The organism is Stenotrophomonas sp. JAG2, from assembly GCF_041080745.1.
Lineage (GTDB): Bacteria > Pseudomonadota > Gammaproteobacteria > Xanthomonadales > Xanthomonadaceae > Stenotrophomonas > Stenotrophomonas maltophilia_AA.
The window spans coordinates 169,537-184,659 of record NZ_JBEUMH010000005.1 but is presented as its reverse complement, the minus strand read 5'-3'; the positions used below and the strand labels follow the sequence as shown (position 1 = coordinate 184,659).

Sequence of the window (15,123 nt, the reverse complement as noted above, 5' to 3'; positions counted from 1 at the left end):
GCTCTGCCAGCGGAATCCGGACAAATCGATGGCGTGCGCACGCCAGCCGCCGCAAGCGATCAAGCCAACGGCCAGCGGCGGCACAACGGCCGTCCGACATGCGCCGGCGCACTGTCGTGGGTCCCGCAACACAGCATCCGTGCCATGTGCGCGATCAGCCCGGGCGCACGGCCGGTACCACCGCCAGGGTCAGCCGCGAGGTGCAGACCAGCTTGCCGGCCTCGTCCTCGATGCGGATGTCCCAGACCTGGGTGCTGCGCCCGACATGCACCGCACGCGCGGTGCCGGTGACGGTGCCGGCGCGCACGGCGCGGATGTGGTTGGCGTTGATTTCCAGCCCCACGCAGACCTGCTGCGTGGTATCCACGCACAGATTGCCGGCGCTGCTGCCGAGGGTTTCCGCCAGCACCACCGAGGCGCCACCGTGCAGGATGCCGTAAGGCTGGCGGGTACGCGGGTCGACCGGCATGGTCGCGCTGATCCAGTCCTCGCCGGCGGCGGTGAACGTGATGCCCAGATGCTCGATGAGCGTGTTGCGGCCGAGATCGTTGAGGGCTTCGATCGACACCGCTTCGCGGAATACCTGGGACATGCAGCTTCTCCGTGGGGGTTGCAGACTTACAGAATCGGGACCAGCCCGGCGCCGAAGGCGGTGAGCATGCGCACCAGCAGCCACTTCGGGCCGACGTTGACCTCGGGGAAGTCCCCGACGGCCACATAGCAGGTGTGGAAGGCCGGGTCCTGCCGCTTGAGCGGGTCCGGGCACTCGGGCCCCGGCTGGAATTCGTAATCGGTGGCGTAGCGCCACGGCCAGAAATCGAGCACCGGCAGCGCTTCGGAGGCCTTGCCGACGCTGTAATTCAGGCCGGACAGCACCGGCGGCTTGGCCCGCGGCGCGACCACCCAGGAGTTCTGCGGATGGATGTCACGCAGGATGCTCTGCGCCAGCGCTTCGGCGAACACGGGGTCATCGATGATCACCGCGCCTTCGGTGTTGTAGTTCTCGCTGCGCGGATCGAAGTTGTGCGTGCCGATCACGCCGATGCGGCGATCCACCACCATCGACTTGGCATGCAGGCCCATGCGCGCGCCCTTGCGGGTGACCGGCAGCGGTTTGTTGACCGCCTTGGTGCCCAGGAACGAGGGCCGGGTTTCGGCACGCAGCACGCGGCGCTCGACCACGCTGCCATCGGTACGCCGGCGCGCGGACGGACCCGGCGTGGGCTGGCGCGTGACGCGGGCGTCGCTGGCACTGGCCGCGTCGCTGCCGGCATCACGGCCGCGACGGGTATCGGCAGTACCGCTGCCGCGCGCATTGCTGCCCGCCGCGCTGCCACCGAGCAGGCTGCTGCGCTTACCCTGCGACGGCGGCACCTCGGTTCCCAGCGGGGCGGGCAGCAGATTGCGGTAATCCACCGGCGCGTCCAGCGGGAACGGCTTGAACTCGTAGATGTTGAAGCCCAGCTCGCGCAGGTTGCGACGCTTGTACTTGTAGGAGAGCGCGTAGACGATCGGGTTGTCGGTGGCGGCCAGGCTGTTCGTCGACACCACCACGCGCGGTGCGTGCTCGCGCTTGCGCAGGTCGCGGAACAGGCGCTGCGCCGGCTTGGACAACACCAGATACGGGGTCTGCAGCAGCACTTCGGACTGCGCGCTGGCGATCAGCGCGTCCAGCTGCGGCTCGGTCACGTGCTGGCCGTTGGCCGGCTGGCTGGCGCGTTCGCGGCGATGCTTGCGCGGCAGATCGGCGACGTACTGCACCGAGGCCACCGGCAGGGCGGTATCCACGAACGTGCGGCGCACGAAATCGGGATCGTCGGCCTCTTCGCTGACCCGCTCGATCCGCTCTGGCCGCCGGAAGTCGGCTGGCGGCATGGCCGGGACGCCCTGGCGGAGCAGCGTGCGCCCGACATCGTTGAGACGCTCGGCCGGCACGCTGCGCGGCGCGCGCCAGAACGCATCGAAGTTCGCGGCCATCTCGCGCACTTCCGGGCCGGCCACGATCACATCGCGGTCGCGGAAGTTGTATTCGCTGTCCCAGTCGTAATAGTCGTCCTGGTAGTTGCGCCCGCCGACCACGCCGAGTGCGTCGTCCACCACCAGCAGCTTGTTGTGCATGCGCTGGTTGAAGCGGCGGAAGCAGCACACCACGCTGGCGGCGTAATCGAAGTAGTTCAGGCGGGCCTTGCCGAAGGTCGGGTTGTAGACCCGCAGCGCGAAGTTGGCATGGCTGCCGGACAGGGCGCCGAGGATCTCCAGATCGGAGATCGCCGAGAGCTGGTCGATCAGCACCCGTACCTTGACCCCGCGGCGGGCGGCCGCCTGCAGTTCGTCCAGCACCAGCCGGGCGCTGTCGTCCTTGTCGAAGATGTAGGTCTGCAGGTCGATGCTGCGGGTGGCGCTGCGGATCAGGTTCAGCCGCGCGACCAGGGACACCTCGCCCTCGTCCAGGATGGTGGCGTAATGCCGCGGCTGGTCCGGCCGGGATTCGGCGAACGCGCGGCCGCCCAGGGCGCGCAGCGGTGAATCCAGCGCGCAGCGGTCCGGTTGATCGCAGTCGACCACGGTCGAGCGCGCCTGCACGGCGATGCCGGCCGCGCGGTCGCGCTCGGCGTTGGACAGCGAGGCACAGCCGCTGCCCAGCAACAGCGTTGCCAGCACCAACAGACGCAGCAATGGGTTCACGGTTTCGGCGCCTCGCTCAGACGCGCACGCAATACAAAAGTCACTCGATCACTCAGGGCAAGCTGCCAGCTGTCCATTCCATACCGGCCACGCTGGACGGTACCGCGGCTGACCACATCGCAATCATACCCGGCCCGGGCACACGCCGGCGGTTCGACCCGCAGGGTCTCCGGGTGGCTGACCCCGCGCAGGATCAGGCGGCCCTCGATGCTGCCGCCCTTCTCCACCACCTCGGGCCAGTACGGCAGCGAGTCGAACTCGACCACCGGGTAGCGGGCCGAGTCGAAGAACTCCTCGCCGCGCATCCAGCCGGTATAGCGCGGCTTGCCGGGAATCTCCACATAGCGGGTGAACATCCGCAGGTGCACCTGGTGGCGACCGTCGGAGAGCACCTCGATGTTGCCTTCGAAGCGGGGAAATACCCCCTCCATGCGCTGCCCCAGCCGCGTCCGGATCTCAAATCCGAAGCGCGAGCTGGCCGTATCGAAGGCCAGGGCATGGCTGGTCGGCGCCGGTACCGACGACGGCGGGGCGGCATGCACCGCCCCTGCCATCAACAGCAGCCCGAACCACGCCGCGCGGACTGCCCACACTGCTTACGGCCACCAGAAGGCGGTCAGGCTGGCCACGCCGGGCTCGATGGCAGCCTCACGGTCGAAGGCCAGTACCGCGATTCCGCCCGGCGGCATGCCGCGGTAATCGCTGCTGGTGCCCTCGCTCATCAGGGCCACCAGTTGTTCCAGGCCGGGGTTGTGGCCCACCACCAGCAGGCGGTCCACATCGCGGCGCGCATCGATCAACCCCATCAGGGTGCCCGGGGTGGCGTCGTAGACGGCATCCTCCAGCCGCTTCTCGACGAAGCCGGTGATGCCCAGTACGGCCTCCAGGGTTTCGCGGGTCCGCCGTGACGGCGAGCAGAGCACGCAGTCGGGCAGCAGGTTGTTTTCCTTGAGCCAGCGGCCGGCGGCCTCGGCTTCGGCCAGACCGACCGGCGACAGCGGGCGGTCCAGATCGGCCTGGCCGGTGCTGGCGGTTTCGGCATGGGCGTGACGCAGCAGTATCAGTTCTCGCATGGGATCTCTCGTGTCAGGCTTTCTTCAGCCACTTCAACAGCGGCTCCCAGTCACTCTGGTGCTCGCGCACCTGGGCCGAGCGGTAGTCGAACAGACTCCGTCCCAGCCCGACCATCACCACATAGCTCTGGCTGTCGCGCAACTGCGCGACGACCTCATACGGCCAATCGGCCAACATCTGTATCGCCTGTTGCGAAGTCTGCGTCCAGGGTTTGGTGCGGTTGAGCACCAAACCGACCGGCAGGCTGCGGTTGTGCACGCGGGGGACGCGCGACAGGCTGTTGAGGAAGCCGACGATGGCCTCGATGTCCAGCGCCGAAGGCAATACCGGCACCACCACGGCATCGGCAACGTCAAGGAAATGCGGAATATCGTCGGCCATCGCACCGGCCGGGGCATCGATGATGACCTCCTCGGTGCCGTCGGGAATCAGTCGTTCCCAGCTCTTTTTGCGGTACACGTCGATGGGCAGCACGGCGCTTTCCAGGACCGAGCGCCGTTGTGCCCAACGGGTACTGGAGCCCTGTGGATCGGCATCGGCCAGGACGGTCGGTCTGCCCTGCAATGCCGAATGCGCGGCCAGGTGGGTGGCAACGGTGGTCTTGCCCACCCCGCCCTTGGAACCGGCCACCAGGATCGTCTTCATGCAAGCCTCGCTTCCGGGGAACGTTTCCGCAGCCTACACCGGCGCCTGTGACGGAGATAGTCGCAGCGCTGAACCCGAACCGACGGCCGTGGCTTTGCTATCGTGGATGGTTCCAATGGACTGACCGCCAGCATGAGCGAACTACAGGACCTCAGCGCGTTGATCCGCGCCAACACCCCGCTGATCATCATCGAGACCCAGGATGAGGGCCGGGTGGTGGAGCTGTTCCGGCAGACCCTGATGCATGTCTGGCGTGCCCTGCACCGCTGGTCGATCACCGAAGGCCTGCGCCGCATCGACATGGACCGCGAGGACGACCCGGTCGGCCCGCCCGATGCGAGCGCGGCGCTGCAGATGATCCGGCAGGCCGAGCAGCGCGGCATCTACCTGCTGCTCGATTTCCATCCCTACCTGGGCTATGCCAGCCATCAGCGCGCGCTGCGCGACCTGATCCAGCGGCGGCACTGCGAGGCGCACGTACTGGTGCTGATCGGGGCCAAGGTCGAGCTTCCGGCCGAGCTGGAAGCGCTCGCCACCCGCTTCAACCCGCGCCTGCCCGACCTCAACGCGCTGCTGAAGATGCTGCGCGAGGAAGCCGAAGCCTATGCCCGCGAGAACGGCGGACGGCGCGTGGAGGTGGACAACGAGGCGGTCCAGAAGATCCTGCACAACCTGCGCGGGCTGAGCCTGGTCGATGCCCGGCGGATCGCCCGGCAGCTGATCTTCGCCGACGGCGCGCTCAGCCAGGACGACCTGCCGCAGCTGGCCCGGCTCAAGTTCGAGCTGCTCAACCGCGCCGGGCACCTGCACTACGAATACGACACCACCCGCTTTGCCGACGTGGCCGGCGCCAACCGGCTCAAGCGCTGGGTCAACCAGCGCCGCCCGGTGTTCCTCGGCGGTGCCGGCCCGGCCGGCCTGGATCCGCCGAAGGGCATGCTCCTGCTCGGGGTGCAGGGCTGTGGCAAGTCGATGCTGGCCAAGGCGACCGCTGCCGGTTTCGGCGTGCCGCTGCTGCGGCTGGACTTCGGCAGCCTGTACGACAAGTTCCACGGTGAAACCGAGAAAAACCTGCGCGAGGCGCTGGCCTCGGCCGAGCAGCTGGCGCCCTGCGTGCTGTGGATCGACGAGATCGAGAAGGGCCTGGCCAGTGGCGGCGAGGATGGCGGCGTCTCGCGCCGCGTGCTGGGCCACCTGCTGACCTGGCTGGCCGAGCGCAAGAGCACGGTGTTCATCGTCGCCACCGCCAACCAGGTGCACGAGCTGCCGGCCGAGCTGCTGCGCAAGGGCCGCTTCGATGAAATCTTCTTCGTCGACCTGCCCGATCCCAACACCCGGGTCGAGCTGCTGCGGCTGCACCTGGGCAAGCGCCAGCTCAACGCCGACGACTTCGCGCTGCCGGCGCTGGCGGCCGCGGCGGAGGGCTTCTCCGGCGCGGAGATCGAACAGGCCGTGGTCTCCGGGCTGTACGCCGCGCATGCCGAATCCCGGGCGCTGGATACCGGGCTGTTGATGCAGGAGATCCGCGGCAGCCGGCCGTTGTCGGTGTTGATGGCCGAACAGGTCACCGCCCTGCGCGACTGGGCCCGGGGGCGCACGGTCAGCGCGGACGAGTGACGCCCGCGCCTCATCCCGCCAGACGGTGCAGCACCCACACCCACGCCGGCAGCGTCACCAGCGACAGCAGGATGCCGTAGCCGACCAGCGCGGCGGCCAGGCGCGGGGCGAGGCGGTGGGACATCGCCAGCGCGGCGGCGGTGATCATGGTCGGCATCGCCGATTCGAGCACATTGGCCTGCAGCATCGTGCCCTGCAGCCCGAAGGCCCAGGAGATCGGCAGCGCCAGCGCCGGCATCACCAGCAGCTTGAGCAGGAGGCCGATGCCCAGCGGCTTGAGTTCATCCAGGGGCAGCCGCAGCTGGATGGAGAAACCCACCGCCAGCATCACCAGCGGCAGCATCGCATCGGCCAGCTGCTTCAGCCCGGTGCCGATCCAGGTCGGTGGCTGTTCGGGCATCAGGGTCAACGCGAACAGCAGCGCCCACAGCGGGGGGAACTTCGCGATCCGCAGCAGGATCTGCGCAGCGGTGGGCGGAGTATCGCCACTGTAGCGCGCGATCACGTACAGGCCGAAGGTGGACAGCAGCACGAAGGTGCCGAACTGGTCGTAGACCACCGCATACGGCAGGGCGTGGTCGCCGAGCAGCGCGCGCACCATCGGGTAGCCGATGAAACTGGAATTGGCCAGCGCCACGCAGATCAGCAGCACCGCGTGCACGTCGCGGGGGAAGCCGAACGCGCGCGTGGCCAGGCCGACCAGGACCAGGGTGGCGAGCATGAGCAGCCACGGCGTCGCCACCAGTCCGATCAGGCTGGCATCCAGGTCCAGCCGAGGAACGTAGATCAGCACCGCCGCCGGCAGGCACACGTACAGCACGATGCGGTTGAGCACATCGGCGGTGTTGTCCGGCAGCGCGCGCAGGCGCGAGAACGCCATGCCCAGGCCGAGCATGGTCAGGATGAGCGCGAATGCATCGAAAGCCATCGCGACAGCCTAGCCCACTCGCCTGCGGTCTCCGCCCCGACCTTGGTCGACGTGCCGATGCCCCGCGCGACCGACAGTCCCTGCCCGCCCGCGCGGGCAGGGACGCCCGATCACGGCCAGGCCGGCGGTTTCTCGGCCCACGCCTGCTGGATCTCGGCCAGGGTGCTGCGTTCGCTGTCGCGCCAGCCCGGCAGCAGGGCGGCGTAGCGGTCCGTCCCACTCCACTGCTGCGGCTCGGTGCGCACCGCGGCGGCATACCACTGCACCGCATCGTTCCTGCGGCCCAGTGTCCACAGGGCCAGCGCATACGTGGGCGGCACCCACGACGGGTTGCCGCGCAACCCGTTCTGGGCCGTCGTCCACTGCACCAGCGCGGCCTCGGTATCGCCCAGGCGGAACAGGTCCCAACCGTAGTTCCAGCGTACCGAACGCGCCTGCATCGAGCTGGCGGCGGTGGTCGAGGTGGCCTGTTCGTACAGGCTGCGCCCCAGTTCCGGCCGCCCCTGTGCGATCGCCACGCCGGCCAGCTGCACGGTCGCCTCCAGCGTCTTGCGGCCGCGTTCGCGCTGCTTCATCAACTGGTCGACCAGGTCGGCACTGCTGCCCGTCACCGCCACCATCGGCGTGGCGGCCGCGTCGTTGTCGAAGTAGAACTCCTGCACGGCCGGCAGCGATTGCGCCGACACGTTGAACACACAAGCCCCCATGGCCAGCATCACGCCGGCCAGCATCTGTCTTGCAACTGCCATGCAAACTCCCCCAGGTTGTCACAACAACCTCCCCTCCTGATCCTAACCGCAGCGCGGGCCCGGCACCAAGCGCCGCCGACCGGCGGTCGGCGCTACCGGCCGCGGCGCCAGACCCGCAGGCGGTTGTTGGCCGGCATCGCCACGTCCTCGAGCAGCACCAGGCCCACTCCGGCCGCCAGCGCATCCACCGCCTCGGCGTCGCGGATGCCCGAGGCCGGATCCCGCGCCTTCAGCCACGCATCGAACTGGCGGTTGCTGTCGCTGCTGAAGGCGCCGTGGTGATTGAAGGGCCCGTAGACCGCCAGCACGGCGTCATCGGCCATGACGGCGGGCAGGCCGGCGAACAGCGCCTGGACGTGCGCCCAGCTCATGATGTGCAGGGTGTTGGCGCTGAACACCGCATCGAACGCCAGCGGCACGGCCGGCAGCGGGCCGAGCCCGGGCGCGGGCGACAGCACCGCCTGCAGGGGCCATGGGGTCGGCGTGTTGGGCAGGCCGGCCGCCTGCAGGCGCGCGGCGATGCCGGGCAGATGATCCGGATGGTCGCTGGCCTGCCACTGGAGGTGCGGCAGTGCGCCGGCGAAGTATTCGGCATGCTGGCCTGTGCCGCTGCCGATCTCCAGCACCCGGCGGCGGTCGGCGAAGTGGCGCTGCAGCACCGCCAGGATCGGCGCGCGGTTGCGCTCGCAGGCCTCGGACCAGCGTATCTGGCTCATCGGGATGTCACACCGACAGGGAATCGATCTCCATCCAACCATGACCGCAGTCACTTGTGCCACTGTGCGATGGCACCGAAAGTCGAAGACTTGTCCAACGCCGGCCGCCTCCGTGCCGTCGGCCGTCCTTGGGGGATGTGAGCTGTGCAACGTCGTGAGTTCCTAGCGCTGTCTGGAATGGGCCTGGCTGGCCTGGTACTGCCGCACGGCCGGCTGATCGCCGCCGAGCAGCTGCTCGAACCGGGCGATGTCGGCCGGCGCAAGGCACTGGCCGAGGCCGCGCTCGCCGCCGCCAAGCGGGCCGGCGCCAGCTACTGCGACGTGCGCATCGGGCGTTACCTCAACCAGGCGATCATCACCCGCGAGAGCAACGTCCAGAACGTCACCAACAGCGAATCCTCGGGCATCGGCATCCGGGTGATCGTCAACGGGGCATGGGGCTTTGCCGCCACCCACCAGCAGACCCCGGCCGCGGTGCTGGCCACGGTGGAGCAGGCCGCGGCGATCGCCCGCGCCAACGCCGGCATCCAGACCCGCCCGGTGCAGCTGGCCCCGGTCACCGGGGTGGGTGATGTGAGCTGGAAGACGCCGATCCGCACGAACGCGATGGCGGTGCCGATCAAGGACAAGGTCGACATGCTGCTGTCGCTGAACGCGGCCGCGCTCAATGCCGGCGCCGACTTCATCAACTCCACGCTGTTCCTGGTCAACGAGCAGAAGTTCTTCGCCTCCAGCGATGGCTCCTTCATCGACCAGGACGTGCACCGCATCTGGCTGCCGTTCACCGCCACCGCGATCGACAAGGCCAGCGGCAAGTTCCGCACCCGCGCCGGGCTGTCCTCGCCGATGGGCATGGGCTACGAGTTCCTGGATGGCGACGCGCGCGGCAAGATCGCGCTGCCGGGCGGCGTGGTCGCCTACCGCGATTCCTACGACCCGGTCGAAGATGCCATCGCCGCGGCCCGCCAGGCCCGCGAAAAACTCAAGGCACCGTCGGTCAAGCCGGGCAAGTACGACCTGGTGCTGGACCCGTCCAACCTGTTCCTGACCATCCACGAGAACGTCGGCCATCCGCTGGAGCTGGACCGCGTGCTCGGCTACGAAGCCAACTACGCCGGCACCAGCTTCGCCACGCTGGACAAGCGTGATGCGGGCTTCCGCTGGGGCAGCGACATCGTCAACTTCTTCGCCGACAAGACCGCTCCGGGCAGCCTGGGTGCGGTGGGCTACGACGATGAAGGCGTCAAGACCAAGCGCTGGGACCTGGTCAAGGACGGCATCCTGGTCAACTACCAGGCCACCCGCGATGAGGTGCACATTCTGGGCGAGAAGGAATCGCACGGCTGCAGCTACGCCGATTCGTGGTCCAGCGTGCAGTTCCAGCGCATGGCCAACGTCTCGCTGGCGCCGGGCAGGACCCCGCTGAGCGTGGCCGACATGATCAAGGACGTGGAGAACGGCATCTACATCCACGGCCGTGGCTCCTACTCGATCGACCAGCAGCGCTTCAACGCGCAGTTCGGCGGCCAGCTGTACTACCAGATCAAGAACGGTGAGATCACCGGCATGGTCGAGGATGCCGCCTACCAGATCCGCACGCCGGAGTTCTGGAATGCCTGCAGCGCGATCTGCGACGAGCGCGATTTCCGCTTCGGCGGCTCGTTCTTCGATGGCAAGGGCCAGCCGGGCCAGGTCTCGGCGGTCTCGCACGGCTCGTCGACCACGCGCTTCGATGGCATCAACATCATCAACACCGCACGCAGCCTGGGATGAGCCTGTCCCCGCTCCGTGCCGAATGTCACTACCGCGGCGCCCGCATGGCCGCAAGAATCGGCTGTGCCGCCGCGGCGGTCGCCCTGATGTCGCTGTTTCCCTGCCACCCCCACACCGACGTGGAGAGCTGCCTTGCAAAGACGTGACTTCCTCGCCCTGACCGGGCTTACCGCTGGCGGACTGATCGTGCCGTCGTTCTTCGGCAAGGTCATTGCCGCCGAACAGCTGCAGAGCGCGCTCGATCCGGCCCTGAAGAAGCGCCTGGCCGATGCCGCGCTGGCCGCCGCCCGCCAAGCCGGCGCAACCTACTGCGACGTGCGCATCGGCCGTTACCTGCGCCAGTACGTGATCACCCGCGAGGACAAGGTCCAGAACGTGGTGAACACCGAATCGACCGGCGTGGGCATCCGCGTGATCGTCAACGGGGCCTGGGGCTTTGCCGCCACCAACCAGCTCGGCACCACCGATGTGGCACGTGCCGCGCAGCAGGCCGCCGCGATCGCCAAGGCCAACGCCGGCGTGCAGACCGCCCCGGTGCAGCTGGCGGCCGCGCCCGGCGTGGGCGAAGTGTCCTGGCGCACGCCGATCCGCAAGAACGCGATGGACGTGCCGATCAAGGAGAAGGTCGAGCTGCTGCTGGACGTCAATGCAGGCGCGATGGGCGCCGGCGCCAGCTTCGTCAACTCGATGCTGTTCCTGGTCAACGAGCAGAAGTACTTCGCGTCCACCGATGGCTCCTACATCGACCAGGACGTGCACCGCATCTGGGCGCCGATGACGGTCACCGCCATCGACAAGAGCACCGGCAAGTTCCGCACCCGTTCGGGGCTGTCCTCGCCGATGGGCCTGGGCTACGAGTACCTCGATGGCGTCGGCACCGGCAAGGCGGTCTCGCCCAACGGCGTGGTCAACTACCGCAACTCCTACGACATGAAGGCCGATGCGATCGCCGCGGCCAAGCAGGCGCAGGAGAAGCTCAAGGCACCGTCGGTGAAGCCGGGCAAGTACGACCTGATCCTGGATCCGTCGCATACCTGGCTGACCATCCACGAGTCGGTCGGCCACCCGCTGGAACTGGACCGCGTGCTCGGCTACGAAGCCAACTACGCCGGCACCAGCTTCGCCACGCTGGACAAGCGCGAGCAGCATTTCCAGTACGGCAGCGACAAGGTCAACATTTTTGCCGACAAGACCCAGCCGGGCAGCCTCGGCGCGGTCGGTTACGACGATGAAGGCGTCAAGACCAAGCGCTGGGACCTGATCAGCGAAGGCAAGCTGGTCGATTACCAGACCATCCGCGACCAGGCCCACATCCTGGGCAAGACCGAGTCCGACGGCTGCTGCTACGCCGATTCGTGGTCCAGCGTGCAGTTCCAGCGAATGGCCAACGTGTCCCTGGCGCCGGGCAAGACCAAGCTGAGCGTGGCCGACATGGTCAAGGACGTCGAGAACGGCATCTACATCATCGGCGACGGCTCGTTCTCCATCGATCAGCAGCGCTACAACGCGCAGTTCGGTGGCCAGCTGTTCTATGAAATCAAGAACGGCCAGATCACCCGCATGCTCGAGGACGTGGCCTACCAGATCCGCACGCCGGAGTTCTGGAACGCCTGCACCGCCGTGGCCGATGAAAGCGACTACCGCCTGGGCGGTTCGTTCTTCGATGGCAAGGGCCAGCCCGGCCAGGTCTCGGCGGTCTCGCACGGTTCGTCCACCGCGCGCTTCAACGGCATCAACGTCATCAACACCGCGCGCAGCCTCGGCTGACCGGTCAGGAGCCCCAATCCATGAGTATCTTCACCGAAGCCCAGGCCAAGGCCATCCTCGACAAGGTCATCGCGCTCTCCAAGGCCGATGAGTGCACCGCCGTGCTGGCCGGCTCGATCGACGGCAACATCCGTTTCGCACTGAACAACGTCTCCACCAGCGGCATCGTCGACAACACCGAACTGGCCGTCACGGTCGCCTTCGGCAAGCGGGTCGGCACCGCCTCGATCAACGAGTTCGACGACGCCGCGCTGGAACGCGTGGTGCGCCGCGCCGAGGATCTGGCCCGCCTGGCCCCGGAAAACCCGGAATTCCTGCCGGCGATCGGCAAGCAGACTTACCGGTCCAGCCCGACCTTCAGCGAATCCACCGCGGCGATCGACCCGGCGTTCCGCGCCAAGGTCGCCGCCGATTCGATCGCGCCGTGCCGTGGCAACGGCCTGATCGCGGCCGGCTTCCTCGAAGACGGCCAGAGCTTCCAGGCCACCGCCAACAGCAACGGCAACTTCGGTTACCAGCGCGGCACGAACTTCGATTACACCTGCACGGTGCGCACCGAAGACGGCCGCGGTTCGGGCTGGGTCGGCCGCAACCTCAAGGAGGCCGCTGATTTCAAGGCCGACCAGGACATCCGCATCGCCATGCGCAAGGCCACCGAATCGGCCGAAGCCAAGGCGCTGGAGCCGGGCAAGTACACGGTGATCCTGGAGCCGGCTGCCGCGGCGGGCCTGATCAGCTTCATGATGAACTTCTTCGATGCGCGCTCGGCCGATGAAGGCCGCAGCTTCCTGTCCAAGAAGGGCGGCGGCAACAAGCTCGGCGAACAGGTCTACGACCCGCGCGTGAACATGGTGGCCGACCCGTGGCACCCCGAGGCCGCCGTGCTGCCGTGGGATAACGAAGGCCAGCCGCGCGAGAAGCTGGACATCATCAAGAACGGCAAGATCGCCAACCTCAACTACTCGCGCTTCTGGGCGCAGAAGCAGGGCAAGACCGCCAACGCGCGGCCGGGCAACCTGCTGATGGCCGGTGGCGACAAGAGCACCGCCGAGCTGGTGCGTGGTACCCAGAAGGGCATCCTGGTCACCCGCACCTGGTACATCCGCATGGTCGATCCGCAGACCGTGCTGCTGACCGGCCTGACCCGCGATGGCACCTTCTACATCGAGAACGGCCAGATCAAGCATCCGGTGAAGAACTTCCGCTTCAACGAATCGCCGGTGATCATGCTCAACAACATCGAAGAACTGGGCAAGCCGGTGCGTGTGGCCGGTGACGAATCCAGCCTGGTGATGATGATCCCGCCGATGAAACTGCGCGATTTCACCTTCACCTCGTTGTCCGACGCGGTCTGATGCACGGTCGTGACGGCCGCTGGCCGTCTCTCCGTCTGGCCGGTTGCCCCCGGGAACGTGCGTGGCGATGAACCGCGCACAGTTCCTGCGCCTGATGCTGGGCAGTGCCGCCTTCGCGGCATTGCCCGCGCCGGCGCGCGCCCAGGCCGGGCGCTATGACTTCTGGTTCACCCGCCTCAAGTACGACTCCGGCGACTGGGACGTGGATGCGCGCATGCCGTCCAACGTGATCACCTCGCTGATCGATTACACCTCCCTGCGCGTGGACCCGACCGAGCACGTGATCGCCCTGTCCGATCCGCGCATGCTGGAGGCGCCGTTCTGCTATCTGGCCGGGCACAAGCTGGTCGAGTTCAATGCCGCCGAGCGGCAGAACTTCGTGCGTTACGTGCGCAACGGCGGCTTCGTGTTCGTCGATGACTGCAACCACGACATCGACGGCCTGTTCGCCAAGTCCTTCGAAGCACAGATGGCCAAGCTGTTCGGACCGAAGGCGTTGAACAAGCTGCCGAACAACCACGCGCTGTACCGCAGCTTCTTCCGCTTTCCCGAGGGCCCGCCCGCCACGGGGTTCGAGCTCAATGGCTGGGGCGACGACCTGGTCCACGATTACCTCAAGGGCATCGAGATCGATGGCCGGCTCGGCGTGCTCTACAGCAACAAGGACTACGGCTGCGAGTGGGACTACGACTGGCGCAACAAGCGTTTCCTGGCCGAAGACAACACCCGCTTCGCGGTCAACATCATCATGTATGCGTTGAACAGTTAGGTTCCTTCCTGCATTCCAGCCACGCATGGCGTGGCTCTACACCGATCTCTGCGAGTGCCTTATGACGACCGACAGCCTTGATGTCCTCCTGCCCCGACTGGATCAACTGCGCAGCGCGCTGGGCCAGGCCGTGGTCGGCCAGCACGCCGTGGTCGAGCAGCTGCTGATCGGCCTGCTGGCCGGCGGCCACTGCCTGCTGGAAGGCGCACCGGGCCTGGGCAAGACCCTGCTGGTGCGCTCGCTCGGCCAGGCGCTGGAGCTGCAGTTCCGGCGCGTGCAGTTCACCCCGGACCTGATGCCCAGCGACATCCTTGGCACCGAGCTGCTGGAAGAAGACCACGGCACCGGCCACCGTCATTTCCGCTTCCAGAAGGGCCCGATCTTCACCCACCTGCTGCTGGCCGACGAGCTCAACCGCACACCGCCCAAGACCCAGGCCGCGCTGCTGGAAGCGATGCAGGAGCGTACCGTCAGCTACGCTGGCACCACTTATGCGCTGCCCGCGCCGTTCTTCGTGCTGGCCACGCAGAACCCGATCGAACAGGCGGGCACCTACCCGCTGCCCGAAGCGCAGCTGGACCGTTTCCTGCTGCACGTGCGGGTGGACTACCCCACCGAGCAGGAAGAGCGCGACATCCTGCTGCAGACCACCGGCAGCGCCACGGGCAGCGTGCCCAAGGTGATGCACGCCGAAGACGTGCTGGCCCTGCAGGCGGCCGTGCGCCAGGTGCACATCAGCGAGGACGTGCTGACCTGGATCACCCGCCTGGTGCGTGCGAGCCGACCCGGCAGCGATGCGCCGGCGGCGGTGAACCAATGGATCAAGTGGGGTGCCGGCCCGCGTGCCGGACAGTCGCTGGTACTGGCGGCCAAGGCACGTGCACTGCTGCAGGGCCGTTTCGCCGCAACCCGTGAGGATGTGCAGGCGCTGGCGGCCCCGGTGATGCGCCATCGCCTGCTGTTGTCCTTCGCCGCCGAGGCCGAGCAGAAGAGCGCCGACGACGTGGTCGCCGCGCTGCTGCAGGCCGTGCCGTTCCCGGGTTGA

The 15,123-nt window shown here is 67.7% G+C and carries 14 protein-coding genes; 6 read left to right on the top strand and 8 right to left on the bottom strand.

From position 1 onward, the window contains the following. Positions 1-154: 154 nt before the first annotated feature. From AB9O74_RS08270 to AB9O74_RS08250, 5 genes are read right to left on the bottom strand one after another with little or no spacing between them, the layout of a single operon-like run. Positions 155-592 (bottom strand): hotdog fold thioesterase, encoded by a 438-nt coding sequence (locus tag AB9O74_RS08270; protein ID WP_176990255.1) that lies wholly within the window; start codon positions 590-592, stop codon positions 155-157. A 26-nt stretch (positions 593-618) separates the two neighbouring features. Then, on the bottom strand, positions 619-2,685 hold the full coding sequence (locus AB9O74_RS08265) for a phospholipase D family protein (RefSeq protein WP_369349000.1): 2,067 nt from the start codon (positions 2,683-2,685) through the stop codon (positions 619-621). Continuing rightward, positions 2,682-3,239: a YceI family protein gene (locus AB9O74_RS08260; RefSeq protein ID WP_241696586.1), complete on the bottom strand. Its 558-nt coding sequence runs from the start codon at positions 3,237-3,239 to the stop codon at positions 2,682-2,684. The genes AB9O74_RS08265 and AB9O74_RS08260 overlap by 4 nt, the downstream gene beginning before the upstream one ends. A gap of 42 nt (positions 3,240-3,281) precedes the next feature. Continuing rightward, positions 3,282-3,758, bottom strand: a complete 477-nt coding sequence (locus AB9O74_RS08255) for a histidine phosphatase family protein (protein WP_176990257.1) — start codon at positions 3,756-3,758, stop codon at positions 3,282-3,284. A gap of 13 nt (positions 3,759-3,771) precedes the next feature. Continuing rightward, positions 3,772-4,404: a ParA family protein gene (locus AB9O74_RS08250; RefSeq protein WP_176990258.1), complete on the bottom strand. Its 633-nt coding sequence runs from the start codon at positions 4,402-4,404 to the stop codon at positions 3,772-3,774. 132 nt (positions 4,405-4,536) lie between these two features. Between AB9O74_RS08250 and AB9O74_RS08245 the strand changes: the two genes are divergently transcribed. Next, complete coding sequence (locus tag AB9O74_RS08245; protein ID WP_346479614.1) at positions 4,537-6,021, top strand: AAA family ATPase; 1,485 nt, start codon at positions 4,537-4,539, stop codon at positions 6,019-6,021. A 10-nt stretch (positions 6,022-6,031) separates the two neighbouring features. Here AB9O74_RS08245 and AB9O74_RS08240 read toward each other — a convergent pair whose 3' ends face one another. From AB9O74_RS08240 to AB9O74_RS08230, 3 genes are all read right to left on the bottom strand, one after another. After that, positions 6,032-6,949, bottom strand: a complete 918-nt coding sequence (locus AB9O74_RS08240; protein ID WP_369348999.1) for an AEC family transporter — start codon at positions 6,947-6,949, stop codon at positions 6,032-6,034. A gap of 110 nt (positions 6,950-7,059) precedes the next feature. Continuing rightward, the gene (locus AB9O74_RS08235) at positions 7,060-7,698 is read right to left on the bottom strand and encodes a tetratricopeptide repeat protein (protein WP_369348998.1); all 639 of its coding nucleotides are present in this window, start codon (positions 7,696-7,698) and stop codon (positions 7,060-7,062) included. A 92-nt stretch (positions 7,699-7,790) separates the two neighbouring features. After that, positions 7,791-8,414 (bottom strand): DUF938 domain-containing protein, encoded by a 624-nt coding sequence (locus AB9O74_RS08230; RefSeq protein ID WP_369348997.1) that lies wholly within the window; start codon positions 8,412-8,414, stop codon positions 7,791-7,793. A gap of 144 nt (positions 8,415-8,558) precedes the next feature. Here AB9O74_RS08230 and AB9O74_RS08225 point away from each other — a divergent pair, with 144 nt between their 5' ends. From AB9O74_RS08225 to AB9O74_RS08205, 5 genes are all read left to right on the top strand, one after another. Next, positions 8,559-10,187, top strand: coding sequence for a TldD/PmbA family protein (locus AB9O74_RS08225; protein ID WP_369348996.1), 1,629 nt, complete (start codon positions 8,559-8,561; stop codon positions 10,185-10,187). A gap of 132 nt (positions 10,188-10,319) precedes the next feature. Then, complete coding sequence (locus tag AB9O74_RS08220; RefSeq protein WP_176990264.1) at positions 10,320-11,954, top strand: TldD/PmbA family protein; 1,635 nt, start codon at positions 10,320-10,322, stop codon at positions 11,952-11,954. A 20-nt stretch (positions 11,955-11,974) separates the two neighbouring features. Continuing rightward, the gene (locus AB9O74_RS08215; protein WP_346479608.1) at positions 11,975-13,309 is read left to right on the top strand and encodes a TldD/PmbA family protein; all 1,335 of its coding nucleotides are present in this window, start codon (positions 11,975-11,977) and stop codon (positions 13,307-13,309) included. A gap of 67 nt (positions 13,310-13,376) precedes the next feature. Continuing rightward, positions 13,377-14,078, top strand: coding sequence for a DUF4159 domain-containing protein (locus AB9O74_RS08210; protein ID WP_176990266.1), 702 nt, complete (start codon positions 13,377-13,379; stop codon positions 14,076-14,078). A gap of 61 nt (positions 14,079-14,139) precedes the next feature. Next, complete coding sequence (locus AB9O74_RS08205) at positions 14,140-15,123, top strand: MoxR family ATPase (protein ID WP_176990267.1); 984 nt, start codon at positions 14,140-14,142, stop codon at positions 15,121-15,123.